This is a genomic window from Burkholderia sp. KJ006 (assembly GCF_000262695.1).
GTDB lineage: Bacteria > Pseudomonadota > Gammaproteobacteria > Burkholderiales > Burkholderiaceae > Burkholderia > Burkholderia vietnamiensis.
The window spans coordinates 1,376,929-1,395,355 of sequence record NC_017921.1 but is presented as its reverse complement, the minus strand read 5'-3'; the positions used below and the strand labels follow the sequence as shown (position 1 = coordinate 1,395,355).

Genomic DNA, 18,427 nt, shown 5'->3' with positions numbered 1-18,427 from the left:
GGCGGTGCCGCATCGAGTCCTCGTGCATACGCGGTCGCGCTCGGTCGCGCCGCGATGCGCGTCACGCCCCTGCGACGCCACGCACGCCTGCGATCAGCTGGATCGCGCCAAATCCCGCGATCACGACCGCGGACACGCGCGAGAGTCCGTACATGAGCGCCGGCGGCATCCTGCTGCGCAGCGCGGCGCTCGTGCCGCTCAGGCACAGCCACCACGCCGCCGAACCGACGAACACGCCGCCCACCATCATCGCGACCGTCGCGCGCATTCCGCTGTCGTGCGCGCCGGCCAGCGGGCCGAGCGCCGCGAAGATTCCGACGAACGACAGGATCGTCATCGGGTTGGACAGCGTCAGCCCGAAGGTCGTGACGAAATCGCGCAGCGCGGTCGTGCGCGGCAGTTCGGCGCGCGCGGCCGGCGCAGGCGCTGCCTGCCGCGCGATGGTCCAGGCCAGCCACATGAGAAACGCGCCGCCGCCGATCTTCAGCACGACGGTCAGCATCGGAAACGCGGTGACGACGCCGGCCACGCCGAGCGCGCCGAGCAGTCCGTAGAGCGCGTCGGCGCATGCGGCGCCGAGGCCCGTCGCGAACCCCGCTTGAAAGCCTCGGCTCAGGCTGCGCTGGATGCACAGCATGCCGATCGGGCCGACCGGCAGCGCGATCGACAACCCGATCACGACGGACTTGATGAACAGCATGACCGGCTCCTGGCGATGTGTGGTGGCTGGAGAAAGCATCGTAGGGAAAATCCGATCGCCGCTGAAGCCGATTTTTAAGGAAAAATGGCGCTTTCACCTTAAAAACTCCGACGCGATGGACGAACTCGACTGGAAGCTGATCGCGCTGCTGCAAGCCAACGGCCGCATCAGCTATACGGAACTCGCGCGGCAGGTTCACCTGTCCGTGCCGGCGGTGACGGAGCGCGTGAAGCGTCTCGAGTCGACCGGCGTGATCGGCGGCTACACGGCGCGCATCGATCCGGCCGCCGCCGGCTATCCGGTCAGCGCGCTGATCGGCATCACCGTGCCGCAGCCGGCGAAGGCGAAATTCCTGAAGCTGCTGGAGACGATCCCCGAAGTGGTCGAGTGCCATCACGTGACCGGCGCCGACTCGTACGTGATGCGCTTCGTCGCGGTCAGCATGGCGCATCTCGAACAGTTGATCGAGCGCGTCAATCTGTATGGGGAAACGCGCACGTCGATCGTGATGTCGACGCCGTTGCCGGCGCGCGGGCTCGCGCGGCCGGCCGTCGCGAGCGATTTTCCGGCGAGGCGGTGAAGCGGTTTCGGCAGGCGTCGGGGAACGTGGGGGCAAGTCGCGCGATGTGAGGTGCGAGATGCTAGTGTCGTGAGTTAGAAATTCGTTGAACAAATTGCTGCCTGTAGTACCGTGTAGTGAATGCCACGGACACGAAGAGGCGGCAATGAGCGGAAGACCCAAGGCGGACCTCGTGTTGAGCGAAGCGGAACGCGAGCAGCTCACGGCTCTGACGATGCGCCGCAAGACGGCGCAAGCGTTGACGTTGCGCACGCGGATCGTGCTGACCTGCGCCGAGGGCATCGACAACAAGACGGTCGCGGCGAAACTGCGGGTCACCCAGCAAACTGTGTCGAAGTGGCGTGGGCGCTACGTGATGCATCGGCTGGACGGTCTGCTCGACGCGCCCCGTCCGGGTGCACCCCGATCGATCGACGACGCACGGGTCGATGCCGTTATCGCCAAGACGTTGGAGTCCATACCCAAAGGAGCGACGCACTGGAGTACGCGCACGATGGCACGGGAGATGAGTCTTTCGCAGACTGCGGTGTCGCGAATCTGGCGAGCCTTCGGGCTGCAGCCGCATCGGCAGGAAACCTTCAAACTCTCGAGCGATCCATTGTTCGTCGACAAGGTTCGCGACATCGTCGGCCTGTACCTCGATCCGCCACTCAAGGCGATGGTGCTGTGTGTCGACGAGAAGAGCCAGATCCAGGCGTTGGACCGTACGCAGCCCATACTGCCGTTCGCGCCTGGCATCCCCGAGCGTCGTACTCACGACTACATGCGCCACGGCACCACCACCTTGTTTGCCGCGCTGGACATTGGCACCGGTGAAGTCATCGGTGAATTGCACCGTCGCCATCGCAGTAGTGAATTCCTGCAGTTCCTGCGTACGATCGATGCCAACGTGCCCGCTGATCTGGAGGTGCATCTGGTGATGGATAACTACGGTACGCATAAGACGCCTTCGATTAAAAACTGGTTCGCTCGACATCCGCGTTTCCAGGTTCACTTCACGCCGACGTCTGCATCGTGGCTCAATCAGGTGGAACGTTGGTTTGCCACGCTGACCGAGAAGTACATTCGACGTGGCACGCATCGTTCGACACGGCAACTTGAAGAGGCAATCCGGCATTACCTCGACGTCTATAACGCGAATCCTCGGCCGTTCGCCTGGAGCAAGTCGGCCGATGAAATTCTCGCGAGCCTCGAACGGTTCTGCGCACGGGTCTGAACGATATTGGAATGGACGCCATGAACATCGACACCGCTGCGATCGACGACGCCGTCCTCGCGCTCCTCTACTTGACCTTGCATGACCACAACCGCGCCTGGAAGAGCTTCAATTGGGATGCGCTCAACCGACTCTATGAGTGCGGCCTCATCGGCGATCCGGTCAACAAGGCGAAATCCGTGATCCTCACTGACGACGGTTTGCGCGAATCCGAACGTCTCTTCAAGCAGCACTTCGTCACTGCAGGCAGCAAAACCGATTAATTAAGCGAATTTGCAACTCACGACACTAGTTTGCCTTCATGCCGAAGCCGGACGCAGCGACTGCAGCACGCAACTTGGCCATCGCGTTCGAGCATTACAACGAGAAGCATCCCCATAGCGCGCTGGAGTACCGCTCGCCTCGCGAGTTCCGGCGCTCAATGGATTCAGCAACCTTAGTGTGACGCTGTGTCCGGGATTACAGGGTCAACGCCATTGACATCAAGGAGGGCACGCTCAAGACGATGATGTCGAAGACTCGTGCCGAACGTAAGATTCAGCTCGTCAAGTGTCCGTGCTGTCAATTGACGGTTCCGGAGTCGCGGATCGTGGAGCAATCCCGCGATGCGATTTCCGTGCGCGCCGACGATGCAAACGAAATCGCCGTGTAGATTCTTTGTCAATGCTGGCGGGCTCCGCGTGTTTCCCGTTTTTCCCGGTCGGTTACTGAAAGAATCGCATACCTCAAGCCGTTGCCAGATTGGCCGCTTACTGCTGTGTCGAGGCAGCACTCACGCCTTTGGATGGCGGCGAACGGTGGGGATGTCGCTGTGGGGCGTCGCGTCCGGCGCGTTGCCGCTGTCCGTCAGCGTGTGGATTCCGCGCGGCACGGCGGATCTGCCCGAGGCCGGCTCGGCGATGTTTGTCTGCATCACTCTGGTCGCAATCGCGGTGGGGTCGGCTGTGGGCGGCGCGATTGTTGACCGCGCGGGCATTCACGCGGACTTCACGCTCGGGCTCGGCCTCGCGGGGTTGGGACTGATCGCGCTGCAACGGCTCGCCGCGATGGAGCGGCCCGCCCCGGCGCCGTTCGACGAGGCGGGCTGCGACGCTTCGCCGGACTTTAAGGGTGGAGCAGATCGCAAGCAATAGCGCCTACGCTGGGCCTCGGCGTACGGGTCCGAAGCTTGCCCGATATCTCAGCCACACAATAGCAACACCCTACAGCGGAGCGAGATAGATGTCGACTGTTTTAGATGGTCGGACTGCCCACAGAACGAAAGCGGTGCTAATCAAAGTGAACCAGCCACCGAAAATCAGAAGACGATGCGAACCAAATGTGTCGACAAGTGGGTTCGTTACAAGAAACGCAATCGGGTTCAAAATCACCGAAATTGAAACACACACAGCAATGACTCTCGAGAGCACCCGCTCAGGAACGTACCTTTGCAAGGCAACGTCAAGCAAAACACCGTACACGGCGGTGCAAAAACCGAACAGCAAACTCGCCACAATGAGGATCGGCACGGGAAATCCAAGCCCCAATGTGAGCATGGGCAAGCAGGTCCCAAGCACGAGAACCTCTGCGACAAAGAGGATGTTTTTCACGCGTACTGCCGCAGCAAACCAAGAGCCAAGCAATGCACCGGCGCCTTCCACGGACACGACGGCGCTCCAAAGTTCAATGCCGTGCAGCCGTGACGACATGAGTTGCGGTCCAATCAAAGCGAAAGGAACCGAAACAAGAGCCTGCAGGAGCGAAATCTGAACCGTCATAGCCACCAACCACTTGCGCGACGCAAATTCGCGGCATCCCGCGGCGATATCTTTGAGCGTACGCCGGTATCCCTTCGTATCACCTAACTCACGACGACTGGGGTTGTGCGTAATGAGTGCGATAAGAAGCGCATTAAGTATGAAGGTCGCTGCATCCATGATGACGACACCGCCCATCGAGATGCGGTTTGAGAGCAGTGCGGCGGCCAACGGCCCGACAATGCCGGAAAAGGAGTCTATGGCGGAAAGCTGTCCATTGGCTAGTGGAAGGTCGTTATCGTCCTCTATTAGTACACGAGTCATGCCACCGAGCGCAGGTCTCCCCAAAGCCTGTCCCAAGCCGGAAACGAACATCATTGCGGAGATCACGGGTACCGCTTGCACGCCTTTGAGCAAAATAATTCCAACCGCTCCGACGCTAAGAAAGCGAATCAAATCAGAAATAATGATTGTGTGCTTTCGGCTTATTGAGTCAGCAGACCAGCCGCCAAATATGCTAAGGAGGGCGGACGGAGCTGTTCGAGCTGCTAATACGGTTGCGAGATTCAGGAGGCCATTTGGTTGCCCAACCATCGCGAAGGTTAGCGCAACCGGCGTCATATAGTTGCCGAACGATGAGAAAAGATATCCCAATAGAAACTTCTGAAAATCCCGATTTTTGAGCATGGCTAATCCCGGAAGATAAGGCAACTATCAATACTACTTCGCGCGCGCACAGACGATCTTCTGCCATGCGCTTCGGGTCGTCTCAAAGACCTCATCATTGTTTGCCTCATCGAAGGATTTGTGGATGAAACCCATTTTCTTTACAAATTCCAGTGACGCATGGTTCCTAGTGTCGATCTCGGCTTGGATGAAAGTAAACGGATAAGTAGCGAATAACTCTGTTATGAGATGGAGGCACGCCTCACTGCCGTAGTGCTGCCGCCAGTATGGTGAACCTATCACATAGCCAATTGAGCAGTAATTATCCTGAATTGTGGCCTGAAAATACCCGATAGGCACCTTGCCATTTTTGATGAACAAAATCCAGTTTAGCCACAACTCGCTCGGATTCCTCGTGTTGCCGCGGACCAACGCTTGATATCGCTCGCGTAGCCTTTCAACCGACTCCGGCTTCTGGTCCGGGATATGCTCGTATATCCGTTGGTCCTGCAATAGAGGGAACATCAACGAGGCATGCTCCTCCTTCAACGGCTTGCAGATCAGGCGGGGCGTAACAATAGCATCGGACATATATGAGGTGGTAAGAATGTGATTGCAGAAGGTTTTTTTCAGCCCGCGACATCGAGCGACGAGGATGATTCGTTTCTTGCTTCCTCAATACCTGGGGCCATAAATTTCAAGATACCTAGATCGAAGCAGTCGCGGACACAATCTCTGTCGATGCGCGATAGTCCGTTGATTTCGCCGAGAAGGCAACAATATTTGGTCGGAGTGAATGCGGCTTCGAGAATCAGAAACACACCAACGGACACTGTCGTGCTTCGTCCTCCGCTGCCAACGATCCAGCCGCGCCCATGTCTTGCCCGTGCAACGATCAAAGATGGCGCAGTATGTACCACCGTGTTGGGATGAATCACCGATAGAGGATCGGGGTGGCGTGCAATTTCGAAACGATCTAGGAGCAAACGATCAACGTCAGGATTTTGACGAAAGAACCCAATTGCGTCGACAGCAGTTTCGATCATCGGCTCGGCCGGACCATTTAACGACGTGTTCAAAATGATGGGGAACCCCGTCACCTCTCCTAGCTCATAGATGATTTGGTACAGTTCTGGGTCGTCTTCTCGCTTCAACGTCTGGACACGTGTCGAACCGTCTGGATGTTCGAGTCCGAGCAAGGAGCGTGCTTGATCTTTCACTCGATGCACCAGGTTCATAAAGGGGCTCGGACAAACACCGTCGAAGAAGTCACCAAAACGTTCCTCAAGCACAATCGGCGCTACCGGGCGCCATGGCTGGCGTCCCTTGATGGCGTTTGTGCGTTGCTTAGATGAGGCAAACAGTGGCGAAGACAAAATGCTGCGTCCGCCAAGTGCGCGCGGACCAAACTCTGAGCGACCGCTACAGCGGGCGTAAATTTTTCCTTCGGAGATGTTTTGCGCAATGCTCTTGGCAGATTGTTGACCGCGATTAACAATGAAAGGAACTGTTTGTGAGATGGCTTTTTCAACAGCCGAATTATCAATATGCCGACCTAGACGATCGTTGGACAGTGCCATTCGATGGGTCCACACGGGCTGCTCTCGCTTGATTTGACCAATATACGCGCATCCCAAGGCTATCCCGCTATCGTTTGGTACGCTCGGGAAGTAGTTGTCAGAGAACAGTCCAGACTCGGCTATCGCAGAATTTCCGATGATGTTTAGGAATACGCCGCCAGCGAAGGTTGCCTTCTGCTCTTGAGTGAGGTGCTTGAGTCTCGTAGAGTAGGCCTGCACCGCGGCGGTGAAACAATCCTGAACGAGACGTGCAAATCCCACCGCAGCCGTTGGCGCATTGAAACGTGGAATGCACGACTGCCATCCGTTTTTATAGGTGACCCGAAATTCGTCGTCTATTTCAATCAAGTCGTCTAAAAGGCAGGAGATTGCAGCGCCCTCGTCACGCAGCGATGCAAGCGCCATCAACTGTCCGTGGGCGTCGTGACTACCAAAAACGTGACGGCTTGCATTGTCGTAGAGGCTTGCAAGGCCGCTGACGAAAACATGGCCGACCGAACTCGATTGAGCAAACTCTCTCTCGATCAGCTTGGGGCCATTTTGACCGATTGAATAGTAAGAGAGATTTTCTGTTTTTAGCTGGCCTGCTACTCCGACTCTTGTGACCTCCCGATAAAAATCATCGAAAGGGACGTAATAATCTTCTCCATCCAGCGTGGTGGATCCGCCAAGATCGCAGACCAAGCATGCCGCAGATTCGAACCCCGACGCACCAAACGCGGACATCGCGTGAGCCTGGTGATGGGAGACTGCAAAGTGGCGAGGGTCGAACGGATCGAACACATCGAACTCTGGAGTCCACATGGGATATCTCAAACCCACGCCTCCCGGGCATACAGCCTGATAACTCGTGACGATGGTGGTGACGTCCGCTATAGAGATGCCCGCTATCGCTAAAACCTCCGCAATTGGTAGCGCAGAATTCAGTGCAACGTGCCCGTCATGTTTTCGGCGCGTATGACGTTCTTGCTGTGTCGCAGCGAGTACTTTGCCATCCGCGACGACAGCACACGCCGAATCATGCCCGACATGTATACCAAGTGAGATATTCGCCATTAAAGAACAGCCTGAGGTTGAAATCCAAAAGTCAATATTGTCACTTTTTCGTTTGTATGCAGCGGCTTGCGACCATGCATAACGCCACCCGCGTAGAAAATGACAATTTCGCCCGGCTGCAAATGGACGACTGTCTTTGGTCCATCCGGGGGGAAAAGCACTAGATCAGAACGCCGTTCATGATCAAAATCGTGTTCTAACATCATCAAAATATTTAGCGCGAAAATGTCAGTATCGACGTGAGGGGGAATGCCTTGTCCCTCTTGATCGTAATAGATGAAACTAGCGACCCCCGTCGCGATCGCGGGCCCTACTGCCGCCTCAACCAATTCAACCATTTCCTTTGAGGTGGCAAGCCGGTTCGCGATCTCGCCGTTATAACCAAGTGTGTGATCACGATAGGATGTGGCAGTTGCCCGCAGGCGGCGCGCCTCATGCTGTAAGTTTGAGAGCAATTCGTCTGTCACAAAATCAGGGCGTCCCTTCCAGGCGATCCCATTTTCGGTGACCGGTTTTCCATAAGTATGTAGGCCGACTAGAACCTTGCTTACGATACTATAAGCGTCGTGTTTGTCTAGGGCGCGGTCTTCTATAAAGCCTGGCGAGAGAGTCGTGGCGGCCAGCGACATTAGCAGCTTGTAGCTCATCCTTTCACTTGCCGTCAGGTCCGACGAAAGTCTCTTGAGTTGGTTCAATAGCATGGATTCCATTCCTACCCTCTAATCATTCAATACGAAGCCCAAAGGCTAATATGGTTAATTGCTCGTTTTTTTCTAACGGAGATCGATAGTGGATAAAGCTTTCTCCGTGAAATACGATGATTTCACCCGGTTGTAGAAAATACGAGATCGGCTTGAGATGTTTGTTGAAAATGCAAAGCGCTGACTTACCATATACCCTATCGCGAGGGTATTCATGAGATAGACACAATATCGCATTAACGGGATATTCATAACTGTCGATGTGCGGTGCAATTCCAGATCCCTCCTGTTCGTAATACGCGTAGTTCGCGTATCCAGTTGGCTCGAGAAAAGCGTCATCCATTAGTGCAATAGATCGGAAATTGACGGTCAATGCGAGTTCAAGTGCTCTTGGTCCTCCTTTGATAGATAGCTGGCGTCCCACGACTTCGGCTTTTTCACGACGTCCTCTAGCTTCTTCTCGCAACTGGATCATGACGTCATGCGTGAACTCCGGCAGAAATCCTTTAAATATGACTCCAGTCTCGCTTTTTTTTGCAGCCGGAGATCGAATGGGAGCAAGCAAGTCGTTGAGCCTTAAGAAGAACGGTTCAGAAGCCTCTTTCTTGCATGATCCTGCTGAGGTGAATCGGGCCTTGCAAGCGTTCGATATCAGGATCTTCAAGCACTCTCGTTCGAGCGCAGGGAGGTTAGACAGTGCGCCCACCATCGTTCTGTTCATCGCGCTTCCCGCGGACTATAGGTGGGACCAGCGCATGCGCCATCGCCGGCCCCACGCAAAAATTAACGCAGCTTTTCGGCCAGCATGATCACCTGCTCGCAAACCGCCGGAGCACCGATAACCGACATAGGCTTCAGAAATATAAACTGAGCATCGGGCTTCGGCTCGTGCAGACCGTCGATATCGGCTGCGGCGGCTTGTGCCACTGCCGACAGCAACTCCCGGTCGTCCTCAGACAAATCTTCGCGGAGGGCCTGCAGTTTCTTCGAGAGCGAAGCCATAGCCATGGTCATTTCGGCATCCGAAGTGTTATGGAGATACACCTTGACTTGATTCACGGAAAGTCCTTTGTATAAAAATGAAGTGACTACTGCATGGCCGGCCGAACGACATCGCACTTAGAAGTCGATGTGCATACAACGTTATTCGACAGGATCAAGCTCCCCGGAGAGCTAAGGCAGGGTAATCAACCAAAATATGGTTCGTCAAACTTTTTTTGATAAGAGGAAATATTTGCAACTTGAGGGGATTGCATCGCGTTCGTCCGGCAAGTAACTGATTTTTATGAAGTTTAATTTATCGACTGGAGCATCCCCCCAAAATTATCCGAAAATGAAATATGTTTGTATTTGAAGTGTAATAATGCACATGCGTTTCGCATCATCTTTAGAGGAGTTATTCAAATCGTCTTGCCATCGCGTTCGGCACGCCCACGGGATCGTGAGACTTGGCACCCTTGTTCCGCGCGGGATTGGTCCCACAACGCCCGTTTTTGCCTCCGTATATTGATTCCGGACCGACGAATCGGCCGGTGCACGCCTGCCGGATCGCCGGTGCCGACACATCGCTTGGTCGATGCCAAAGTCGGGCATACCGATTCGGATCGGCCATCATCAGGTACACGAGCGCGGCCGGATTGCTGATGCCGGCAAGCGTGCCCGCCGGAACGAAGGCAACCGTCTTGATGCCGGTCAGCACCGTACCCTTGGCGAAGAGAGTGTGACGCTTCACAAAGCCGGCAACGCCCGAACCGACGCCGCTATTCAGGTAGTTCGCGTCGATCGCCGGGGTGCAGTTGCTGTCCGAGGTATCCGTCGCGCGGGCCTGAACGTCCGACGCGCAGGCGGCAAGCGAGGCTTGCAAGCTCGCCAGATAGTTTCGCTCGCTGGGCCGGTGCCGCGAGTGCGGCGGAGACGGTCGTTCCGGAATTGAGCTGGATGGCTGTATCGGGATTGGCGAGGCTCGTGATTTGCAGGCCGGAACCCGTCGCCGACGGCGTGACGGCGATGGAGTCGATCACCGCATCCACGCCGGTCTGGTTCGGCGTGAAGACCGTGCCGACCGGATCGGGGCTGGTGGCAATGCCGTTGGCGGAGAGGATCGGCGCGATCGCGGCATCGAGCGCGGTCTCCGCTGTGGCAATTGCCGATGGTGTGATGGCGGATGCGTTATTCGCCAGCGTTGCTGGATTACCGGACAGCGTCATCAGCGCGGAAACTGCGGTCGTCAGGGGCGTGACGTTTGCCGTGGCGGGCGCGCCATTGTTCGTACTGGCGCTGGCCACCACCGAATAGAGCATCGACGGCACACCGGACGGTTCAGTCGCGGTAATCAGGAACGGTGCGGTCAGCCCGGTCAGCGAGACATTGTAGGTACCGTTTGCGCCGGAAGTCGCTGCCGCGCTCTTGCCGGCCGAGCTGGATCCGATTTTCATTCTTCTATGGTCCTTGCTGGTTGGGTCGTGTTGCGAAGGTAGCCGTCCGGTCGCGGACGGCTTCCTAGTGTCGTGAGTTGCAAATTCGCTTCATTAATCGGTTTTGCTGCCTGCGGTGACGAAGTGCTGCTTGAAGAGACGTTCGGATTCGCGCAAACCGTCGTCAGTGAGGATCACGGATTTCGCCTTGTTGACCGGATCGCCGATGAGGCCGCACTCATAGAGTCGGTTGAGCGCATCCCAATTGAAGCTCTTCCAGGCGCGGTTGTGGTCATGCAAGGTCAAGTAGAGGAGCGCGAGGACGGCGTCGTCGATCGCAGCGGTGTCGATGTTCATGGCGTCCATTCCAATATCGTTCAGACCCGTGCGCAGAACCGTTCGAGGCTCGCGAGAATTTCATCGGCCGACTTGCTCCAGGCGAACGGCCGAGGATTCGCGTTATAGACGTCGAGGTAATGCCGGATTGCCTCTTCAAGTTGCCGTGTCGAACGATGCGTGCCACGTCGAATGTACTTCTCGGTCAGCGTGGCAAACCAACGTTCCACCTGATTGAGCCACGATGCAGACGTCGGCGTGAAGTGAACCTGGAAACGCGGATGTCGAGCGAACCAGTTTTTAATCGAAGGCGTCTTATGCGTACCGTAGTTATCCATCACCAGATGCACCTCCAGATCAGCGGGCACGTTGGCATCGATCGTACGCAGGAACTGCAGGAATTCACTACTGCGATGGCGACGGTGCAATTCACCGATGACTTCACCGGTGCCAATGTCCAGCGCGGCAAACAAGGTGGTGGTGCCGTGGCGCATGTAGTCGTGAGTACGACGCTCGGGGATGCCAGGCGCGAACGGCAGTATGGGCTGCGTACGGTCCAACGCCTGGATCTGGCTCTTCTCGTCGACACACAGCACCATCGCCTTGAGTGGCGGATCGAGGTACAGGCCGACGATGTCGCGAACCTTGTCGACGAACAATGGATCGCTCGAGAGTTTGAAGGTTTCCTGCCGATGCGGCTGCAGCCCGAAGGCTCGCCAGATTCGCGACACCGCAGTCTGCGAAAGACTCATCTCCCGTGCCATCGTGCGCGTACTCCAGTGCGTCGCTCCTTTGGGTATGGACTCCAACGTCTTGGCGATAACGGCATCGACCCGTGCGTCGTCGATCGATCGGGGTGCACCCGGACGGGGCGCGTCGAGCAGACCGTCCAGCCGATGCATCACGTAGCGCCCACGCCACTTCGACACAGTTTGCTGGGTGACCCGCAGTTTCGCCGCGACCGTCTTGTTGTCGATGCCCTCGGCGCAGGTCAGCACGATCCGCGTGCGCAACGTCAACGCTTGCGCCGTCTTGCGGCGCATCGTCAGAGCCGTGAGCTGCTCGCGTTCCGCTTCGCTCAACACGAGGTCCGCCTTGGGTCTTCCGCTCATTGCCGCCTCTTCGTGTCCGTGGCATTCACTACACGGTACTACAGGCAGCAATTTGTTCAACGAATTTCTAACTCACGACACTAGATGCGAGATGCGGAAGGCATCGCGCCCACAGCGGCCGCCCGCGCATCGGCGTTTCATCGCAACGCGCGTAGCGCGTCGCCAACGCCCGCCGCGCGCATCACACCAGCAGCGTCGCGATCGCCCACCCGATCAACACCGCCCCGAGCGCGCGGCCGGCGCGCTCGCCGCCGGGCAGCACCTTTTCGACGAGCACGACGAGCGACAGCGTGACGATCCACACGACGTTCATCACGCCGCCGACGAACAGCAGCGCCATCAACATCCAGCAACAGCCGACGCAATACGCGCCGTGACGCAGGCCGAGCACGAACACGCCCCACATCCCCGGCCGCCAGTGCGTCGCAAGAAAGCGTACGGGCGAGCGGCATTGCCGCAAGCACGCACGCTTGAGCGGCGAGAACTGATACGCGCCGGCCAGCGCCAGCACGATCGCCGAGAGCGCGGCGCTCTTCGACCACAGCATCAGGCCGGAGATCAACCCGGCCGGCTGCAACAGCATCTGCAGCGTCGCCGCTGCGACCGAGAACGCGAACCACGCGGCGAGATAGCCGGCCAACAGGCACGCGGACGACCACGCCGAGCCGTCCCGCCGCCCGCCGCTTTGCCGCAGCACGCGCCGGTACAGCAGCACGAGCGGCACGGCGCCGGGCGTCATCATCGCGATCATCATCACCCACCACATCAGGATCACGGTCGCCGCCGACGGATCCATGCGGCCGATGCCGCCGGCCAGTCGATGCGGAAACAATGCGACCGCCGTCATGTCGAGCGCCGACATGCCGGTCCCCGCGCCGGTCCACAGATAGCCCCAGCAGGCGGCGACGAGCGCGGCCATGCCGAGCAGCGTGACCACGCGCTCGCGCCCGAACAGCTCGTCGACCGGGATCATGCGCTGGCGCGATGCCGGACCACCCCGTGGTTGTTCAGATGCAGCCGCGCGAACTGCGCATAGCTGCGCTCGAGGTCCAGCGCGATGTGCCCGTGCGAGCGGCCGGTGCCCGAGCCGATTTCGGCCAGTTCGTATTCGAAGCCGTGCGGCAGATCGATCCGTGCGCGGTGCTCGGCGCCCGTCACCGGATTGCGGATCGGTTCGCCGACCACGTCGAACACGCCTTCGACACTGATGCGCCCACGGCGCGCATCGACGTCGACGTCGAAATCGATCTTCGCGAAGATCGGCTCGAACGCCTGCTCGAGCGTTGCCGCGAACACCGCGAACATCGTCGCGAACGGATCGGTATCCTGACCGGTCATGATCTTCAGCACGGCGTCGCACTGTGCGGGGCTCGCACGCGCGTCGACGATCGGCTGGCAGCGGCCGCGCCCTTCGTGAATCGGCCCCGGCCACTGAAATACGACCGCGATGCGCACGCCGTCGAGCACCACGTCGCCGTAGTAGCCGCTGTCGATCGCAATCGCACCCATCGCTTCGCAGCGGCCATGGGTCGGCAGCGAATTGAACTGGCAGGGACAACCGTATGAACAATTGCAGTTCATCAGCTCGGTTCCCCGAATCTCCCACGGCGTCATGGCTCACCTCGCGCGGTCGACGGTACGTGATGCTTCGAATCTAGTGCACCGGATAGGCGAAAGCAAAGGACGCGCGAGCCGCACCGCAGCACCGGCCCGACGACGGACGCGCAGCGCGACACATACGTGCCCGGATGCGCCTCGGATACCTGCGCACCATGTCCGACGAATGCCGACGCCCGGCTGCAACGTCGCGAATGCTGGCACCGCGCGGCGTTCCCGGTTCATACTGTCACGCTGTCGACGATCGTCCGACCGTCGCCGTCCAGGATGCCGTCATGCGCGTGCAAAGTGCGTTGCTGTTTCTCATCGGCACCCTGCTCGCCGCGGGCGGCTACGGAGCGACCTTCCTGCTGTCGATGCGGTTTCACGAGATGGGCGGCAGCGATCTCGACACCGGCGCGGCGCTCGCCGCCGCGACCGTCGGCACCTTCGCCGGCCTCGCGGTAGTCGGCTGGTGTGCGCGCCTGCTCGGCGCCGCGCGGCTCGCTGCGCTGTGCGCGCTGTGCATCGGCGCGGGCGTCGCGGGCTTCGCGCTGGTCGGGCGTGCGCCGTACACCGACCTTCCGTCCGGGTTCCTGGTCGGCTTCGGCTGGGGCGCGTTTCACCTCGCCGCACCGATGATGCTGGTCGAGCGGATCGCCAGCGCGGCCCGAACCGAATGGTTCTTTCGGTCGGCGACGTTCCAGATGACCGGCGTCGGCGCAGCGCCGGCTTTCGCGGCATATGCAATGCGCGCACTCCACTGGTCGATCGACGACACGCTCTATGCGGTGGGGGCGATGTGCGTGATCGGCGCGCTGATGCTCGAAGCATTCGGACGCCTGCATCCTCGGCCGCCCGCCGCCGTATGCGGCGGCCGTTGGGTACGCGAACTTCGTGCGATATCGCGCACGCGCGCTGCCGCGCCGATCGCGATGATCGCGCTCGGCACCTGCGTGTTCGCCGGCCTGATGACATTCCAGATGTCGCTGATGCCGGACCCGCACGCGCGCGCCGGCACATTCTTCAGCGTTTATACGATGGCGGTGTTGACCGCGCGCTGGCTGCTCGGGCGTTGGGCCCGTCACGCAAACGCCGACACCGCGACGAAGAGCCTCCTCGCGATGATGCTGCTCGGTGCGCTCGCGATGTTCGGCGCATCCGCTCACCCGTCGCTCCAGTCGCTCGCCGCGGGGCTGCTCGGCGCGGGATATGGTCTTGCGTATCCGGTGATTCAGGCGCAGGCGCTGGAAGGATGCGCGGCCGAGCAACAGCACGGCGTGCTGACGTGGTTCGTCGCCGCGTACTTCGTCGGCACGTTCGGCTTTCCGTCGATCGGCGGCTGGGTGATGGTTCACGCGGGCAAAGGCGTGTTGCTGATGCTGATCTTGAGCTGCGCGCTCGCCGCGCTGTCGCTCGCGATTCTGCACGACCGGCCGGTCTCGGCGCACCCGCAGTGAGCGGCCGGAGAACGCGCCGGTTAACCGGCTTTCCTCCGCGCGCGTGCGACGGCGAACCACGCCATCGCCGCGCCGGCGGTCCATGCGCAGGTCAGCAGCAGGTCGACGTTCATCATCCGTTCGAAGTTCGAGTCGTTCTCGAAGCTGCAACGGCGGCTGCCAAGAAATTCGATGCAACCACTGACGATCCACTGAACGTGCATGAACACGTGATAAACGGCGAAGGCCGAAGCGATGACGGCGACGCGCAGACGTAAGGTCGTTTTCATTCGGCGCCGGAGGCGGTGGCTGATCTGACGACGATCTTATGACAGCGGCGTCGCGGCTGGCAATCGATCGGAGACGAACGTCTCGATCCGCGTGCACCGCGGCCGTTCGCCATCGGCATATACCCCGAGACGATCTTCGCTCGAACGCGCGACAACTCGGCAACGGTAATGGACGCGTGGCGCGACGCCCTCTCGCAGCGTGGCCTGCAGCCGTGGAAATCGAAGTCGATGCACCGTTTCGTTGGCGCGCGATGCTGCCATGCAGCGACGTGCGGCGGGCACGGCGTTTGCCCGCGTTTGCACACCGTTTTCATGCGCTCCGCACCGGCCTGCTGACACCATGCTGGCAGCAGGCGGTCGCTACGCTCACGTGATTTCCCGTCGAGGAAGGCCCCATGCCCGATACCGGAAAACGCACCGCTGCTGCCGGCCGCGTTGCCACGCGCCGCGGCGTGACGCTCGTGACCCTGTGCATCGCCGTGCTGGTGGCGCAGGTCGATACGGCCGTCGTCAATCTCGCGACGCGCGCGATCGGCGCGTATTTCCACGCGGGCGTCGGCGCGCTGCAATGGGTCGTCGACAGCTACAACCTCACCTACGCGGTGCTGCTGTTGAGCGGCGGGCTGCTGGCCGACCTTTACGGTCGGCGGCGGATCTTCATCGCGGGCGCGGCGGTGTTTAGCGTCGCGTCGCTGTTGTGCGCGCTCGCACCGTCGGTCGCGGTGCTGATCGCCGCGCGTGCGCTGGCCGGCGTCGGCGCTGCGCTGCTGCTGCCGGCGTCGCTCGCGATCGTTCGCGTCGTGTGGCGCGATCCGGTGGAGCGCGGCCGCGCGCTGGGCGTATGGGCCGCCTGCAACGGCGTGGCGATGGCGATCGGCCCGACCCTCGGCGGCGTGCTGATCCGACATTTCGGATGGCGCAGCATCTTCTTCGTGGTCGTGCCGCTGAGCGTCGCGGCGATTCTGCTCGCGATTCGCGCCGTGCCCGAGTCGTCGGATTCGCGCGGCCGGCACTTCGACGGCGGCGCGCAAGTGACGGGTGCGCTCGCGCTGGGCTCGCTCGCGTATGCGGCGATCGTGTTTCGCGATGCGCGGATCGGCAGCACGATCGCGGGCTGTGTCGCGATCGCGTCGTTCATCGGCTTCGTCGCGATCGAACGGCGCCACCGCGACGCCGCGCTGGTGCCGCTCGACCTGTTCCGCGCCGGTGCGTTTCGCGGCGCGATCGCCGCGACCACCGGGATGACGTTCGGCATGTACGGCGTGCTGTTTCTGCTGCCGTTGATGTGGCAGAGCACCGGCCGCCTCGATTCGACCGGGGCCGGTCTCGCGCTGCTGCCGATGGCGCTGGTGTTCGTCGCCGTGTCGCCGTGCTCGGGGCGCTTGTCGGAACGCATCGGCACACGGACGACGACGGCAGGCGGCGTCGCGGTGATCGCATGCGCGCTCGCGGCGATCGGCGCGTCGGCCGCGTCGCCGCAGCTGCTCGGCGCCGAAATCGGCCTCGCGCTGACAGGGCTCGGGATGGGGATCGCGACAGGCCCGCTGATGACCGTCGCCGTGGGTGCGGTGGACGCGGCGCGCTCGGGCACCGCGAGTGCGCTCGTCAACGTCGCGCGGATGACCGGCGCGACGCTCGGGATCGCGGTGCTCGGCACGCTGTTCGCGGTGGCGCATGGCGGCATCGCGGGCTTGCGCGTGGCGATGCTGGTCGGCGCCGCGGTGCAGCTTGCGGGCGCGGCCGGGTCGGCAATTGCTGTGCGGGGTGTGGAGCGGGCGGCGTGATGCCGTGGGGCGCGTTACGGAGGGTCGCGGCGCCGATATGGCGTGCAGCGCGACCGCGCATGCCGATGAGTGTACGGGGCGACGCCCGCGCGCGGAGCAGCGCGCGACCTGCGGCCCACTACGGCCCACATACGGCCACACGCTGGCATTCGATCGGGTGCACGACGCGAATCGCGCGGCTCGTCCCGCTGCCCGCCTGCGGCCCGGCCGCTAGTCGCGACCGGACGTAATTGCGGTCGGAGCAGCGTGGCGCGCCCGACCGTTACGACTTAGCGACGCGCTTGACCGGCGCGCGGCGGACGCGGCGAATTCGCGTCCTTGTGACGGAAGTTGATGCGCCCCTTCGTCAGGTCGTACACCGACAGTTCCAGCGTGACACGGTCGCCGGCGAGAATGCGGATGTGATTCTTGCGCATGCGCCCCGACGCGTATGCGCCGACCACGACGCCGTTTTCGAGCGTCACACGGTATTTGCTGTCCGGCAGCACTTCGTCGACGATCCCGTCGAGTTCCAGCAGTTCTTCTTTTGCCAAACCAATTCCTCCAGACAAGGTGAATGACCGCGACGGCTGCGCGTTCGTCGGCGCCGTACCCGGTAACGGGACGGCAGCCGGCGGATGCCGGGATTCCAGTCGTTCGGACGGGCGACGCGCCCGTCCTGCAAGCAGAGCCCGGTGCGATGCGATGATCGGGCGGTCGATGGCGGTGATGCGAGCAGCACCGCGCGAAGTCGGGACCGCGCCGCGTGCAGCGTGGCGACGGTCTACTCGGGTTGCAGCACGGCCGCTCGCGACGCGGCGAACGCATCGCGAGGGCATTGGATCGCACGTCGTATCGACATGCGAAGGATGAAGGAAGCACACGACCGATGCATCGCGCGATTTCGCGATGCATCGGTCGTGTGCGTCGAATGCGCAGCACGCCGGCGCGAGCCGGCGTCCGTGCGCGATCCGTGGCGCGGCGGCCGCCCTGGGGGCGACCGCTGCCGACACGGCTTACTGCGGCGTGATGCTCGATGCTTGCAGACCCTTCGGGCCGCGCTTCACTTCGTAGCTGACCTTCTGGCCTTCGGCGAGGGTCTTGAAGCCCGTGCCGCGAATTTCCGAGAAATGGGCGAACAGATCGTCGCCGCCGTTATCCGGGGAGATGAAACCAAAGCCCTTGGTTTCGTTGAACCACTTGACGGTACCGGTATCCACAAATACTTCCTTAACACAAATG

Annotated in this window: 22 protein-coding genes and 1 pseudogene; 7 read left to right on the top strand and 16 right to left on the bottom strand. The window is 60.6% G+C overall.

All coding sequences use genetic code 11. The annotated features are described in order from the left end of the window. Positions 1–61: 61 nt before the first annotated feature. Positions 62–700, bottom strand: coding sequence for a LysE family translocator (locus MYA_RS20240; protein ID WP_014724840.1), 639 nt, complete (start codon positions 698–700; stop codon positions 62–64). Positions 701–815: 115 nt separating this feature from the next. Between MYA_RS20240 and MYA_RS20235 the strand changes: the two genes are divergently transcribed. The 5 genes and pseudogenes from MYA_RS20235 (at position 816) to MYA_RS20220 (ending at position 3,629) form a co-directional block, all read left to right on the top strand. Next, complete coding sequence (locus tag MYA_RS20235) at positions 816–1,280, top strand: Lrp/AsnC family transcriptional regulator (protein WP_034195093.1); 465 nt, start codon at positions 816–818, stop codon at positions 1,278–1,280. A 145-nt stretch (positions 1,281–1,425) separates the two neighbouring features. Beyond that, positions 1,426–2,496, top strand: a complete 1,071-nt coding sequence (locus MYA_RS20230) for an IS630 family transposase (RefSeq protein ID WP_011882297.1) — start codon at positions 1,426–1,428, stop codon at positions 2,494–2,496. 20 nt (positions 2,497–2,516) lie between these two features. Beyond that, positions 2,517–2,759: a DUF6429 family protein gene (locus MYA_RS20225; protein ID WP_011882296.1), complete on the top strand. Its 243-nt coding sequence runs from the start codon at positions 2,517–2,519 to the stop codon at positions 2,757–2,759. Between the two features lie 32 nt (positions 2,760–2,791). Then, positions 2,792–2,941 (top strand): annotated as a pseudogene (locus MYA_RS30125) (integrase core domain-containing protein); the annotation flags it as partial. Between the two features lie 358 nt (positions 2,942–3,299). Continuing rightward, positions 3,300–3,629, top strand: a complete 330-nt coding sequence (locus MYA_RS20220; protein ID WP_041494131.1) for an MFS transporter — start codon at positions 3,300–3,302, stop codon at positions 3,627–3,629. Positions 3,630–3,698: 69 nt separating this feature from the next. On the opposite strand, the gene MYA_RS20215 is transcribed toward MYA_RS20220, so the two are convergent. The 12 genes from MYA_RS20215 to MYA_RS20180 all read right to left on the bottom strand — a co-directional run bounded on the left by MYA_RS20215 (position 3,699) and on the right by MYA_RS20180 (position 13,711). After that, entirely contained in the window at positions 3,699–4,919 is a 1,221-nt protein-coding gene (locus tag MYA_RS20215; protein WP_081064113.1) for an MFS transporter, read from the bottom strand. Between the two features lie 33 nt (positions 4,920–4,952). Continuing rightward, positions 4,953–5,489 carry a GNAT family N-acetyltransferase gene (locus tag MYA_RS20210; RefSeq protein WP_011882294.1) on the bottom strand — a complete coding sequence of 179 codons (537 nt, stop codon included), beginning with the start codon at positions 5,487–5,489 and terminating at the stop codon, positions 4,953–4,955. 38 nt (positions 5,490–5,527) lie between these two features. Then, positions 5,528–7,534 (bottom strand): carbamoyltransferase C-terminal domain-containing protein, encoded by a 2,007-nt coding sequence (locus MYA_RS30120; RefSeq protein WP_014724835.1) that lies wholly within the window; start codon positions 7,532–7,534, stop codon positions 5,528–5,530. After that, a complete protein-coding gene (locus tag MYA_RS30115) occupies positions 7,534–8,181 on the bottom strand; it encodes a DUF386 domain-containing protein (protein ID WP_148278585.1) in 648 nt (215 codons plus the stop codon). Before MYA_RS30115 ends, MYA_RS30120 begins: the two co-directional genes overlap by 1 nt. 76 nt (positions 8,182–8,257) lie before the next feature. Beyond that, positions 8,258–8,956, bottom strand: coding sequence for a hypothetical protein (locus MYA_RS31360; protein WP_011882291.1), 699 nt, complete (start codon positions 8,954–8,956; stop codon positions 8,258–8,260). 62 nt (positions 8,957–9,018) lie between these two features. Then, a complete protein-coding gene (locus tag MYA_RS20205; RefSeq protein WP_146125945.1) occupies positions 9,019–9,294 on the bottom strand; it encodes a hypothetical protein in 276 nt (91 codons plus the stop codon). A gap of 337 nt (positions 9,295–9,631) precedes the next feature. After that, positions 9,632–9,934 carry a hypothetical protein gene (locus MYA_RS32220; protein WP_226103202.1) on the bottom strand — a complete coding sequence of 101 codons (303 nt, stop codon included), beginning with the start codon at positions 9,932–9,934 and terminating at the stop codon, positions 9,632–9,634. A gap of 61 nt (positions 9,935–9,995) precedes the next feature. Beyond that, on the bottom strand, positions 9,996–10,670 hold the full coding sequence (locus tag MYA_RS30110) for a hypothetical protein (protein WP_014724833.1): 675 nt from the start codon (positions 10,668–10,670) through the stop codon (positions 9,996–9,998). A 93-nt stretch (positions 10,671–10,763) separates the two neighbouring features. Beyond that, positions 10,764–11,006, bottom strand: coding sequence for a DUF6429 family protein (locus MYA_RS20195; protein WP_011882296.1), 243 nt, complete (start codon positions 11,004–11,006; stop codon positions 10,764–10,766). Between the two features lie 20 nt (positions 11,007–11,026). Continuing rightward, positions 11,027–12,097, bottom strand: a complete 1,071-nt coding sequence (locus MYA_RS20190; RefSeq protein WP_011882297.1) for an IS630 family transposase — start codon at positions 12,095–12,097, stop codon at positions 11,027–11,029. 181 nt (positions 12,098–12,278) lie between these two features. Beyond that, on the bottom strand, positions 12,279–13,070 hold the full coding sequence (locus MYA_RS20185) for a DUF2182 domain-containing protein (RefSeq protein WP_011882298.1): 792 nt from the start codon (positions 13,068–13,070) through the stop codon (positions 12,279–12,281). After that, a complete protein-coding gene (locus MYA_RS20180; protein ID WP_011882299.1) occupies positions 13,067–13,711 on the bottom strand; it encodes a DUF1326 domain-containing protein in 645 nt (214 codons plus the stop codon). Before MYA_RS20180 ends, MYA_RS20185 begins: the two co-directional genes overlap by 4 nt. Before the next feature lie 278 nt (positions 13,712–13,989). Between MYA_RS20180 and MYA_RS20175 the strand changes: the two genes are divergently transcribed. Next, positions 13,990–15,153 carry an MFS transporter gene (locus MYA_RS20175; protein WP_014724832.1) on the top strand — a complete coding sequence of 388 codons (1,164 nt, stop codon included), beginning with the start codon at positions 13,990–13,992 and terminating at the stop codon, positions 15,151–15,153. Between the two features lie 20 nt (positions 15,154–15,173). On the opposite strand, the gene MYA_RS20170 is transcribed toward MYA_RS20175, so the two are convergent. After that, a complete protein-coding gene (locus MYA_RS20170) occupies positions 15,174–15,422 on the bottom strand; it encodes a hypothetical protein (protein ID WP_014724831.1) in 249 nt (82 codons plus the stop codon). A gap of 395 nt (positions 15,423–15,817) precedes the next feature. Between MYA_RS20170 and MYA_RS20165 the strand changes: the two genes are divergently transcribed. Then, positions 15,818–17,206 (top strand): MFS transporter, encoded by a 1,389-nt coding sequence (locus MYA_RS20165; protein WP_014724829.1) that lies wholly within the window; start codon positions 15,818–15,820, stop codon positions 17,204–17,206. Positions 17,207–17,475: 269 nt separating this feature from the next. On the opposite strand, the gene infA is transcribed toward MYA_RS20165, so the two are convergent. After that, positions 17,476–17,739 carry a translation initiation factor IF-1 gene (gene infA, locus MYA_RS20160; RefSeq protein WP_011882303.1) on the bottom strand — a complete coding sequence of 88 codons (264 nt, stop codon included), beginning with the start codon at positions 17,737–17,739 and terminating at the stop codon, positions 17,476–17,478. A gap of 462 nt (positions 17,740–18,201) precedes the next feature. Further along, positions 18,202–18,405 (bottom strand): cold-shock protein, encoded by a 204-nt coding sequence (locus MYA_RS20155; protein WP_011882304.1) that lies wholly within the window; start codon positions 18,403–18,405, stop codon positions 18,202–18,204. Between the last annotated feature and the right edge of the window lie 22 nt (positions 18,406–18,427).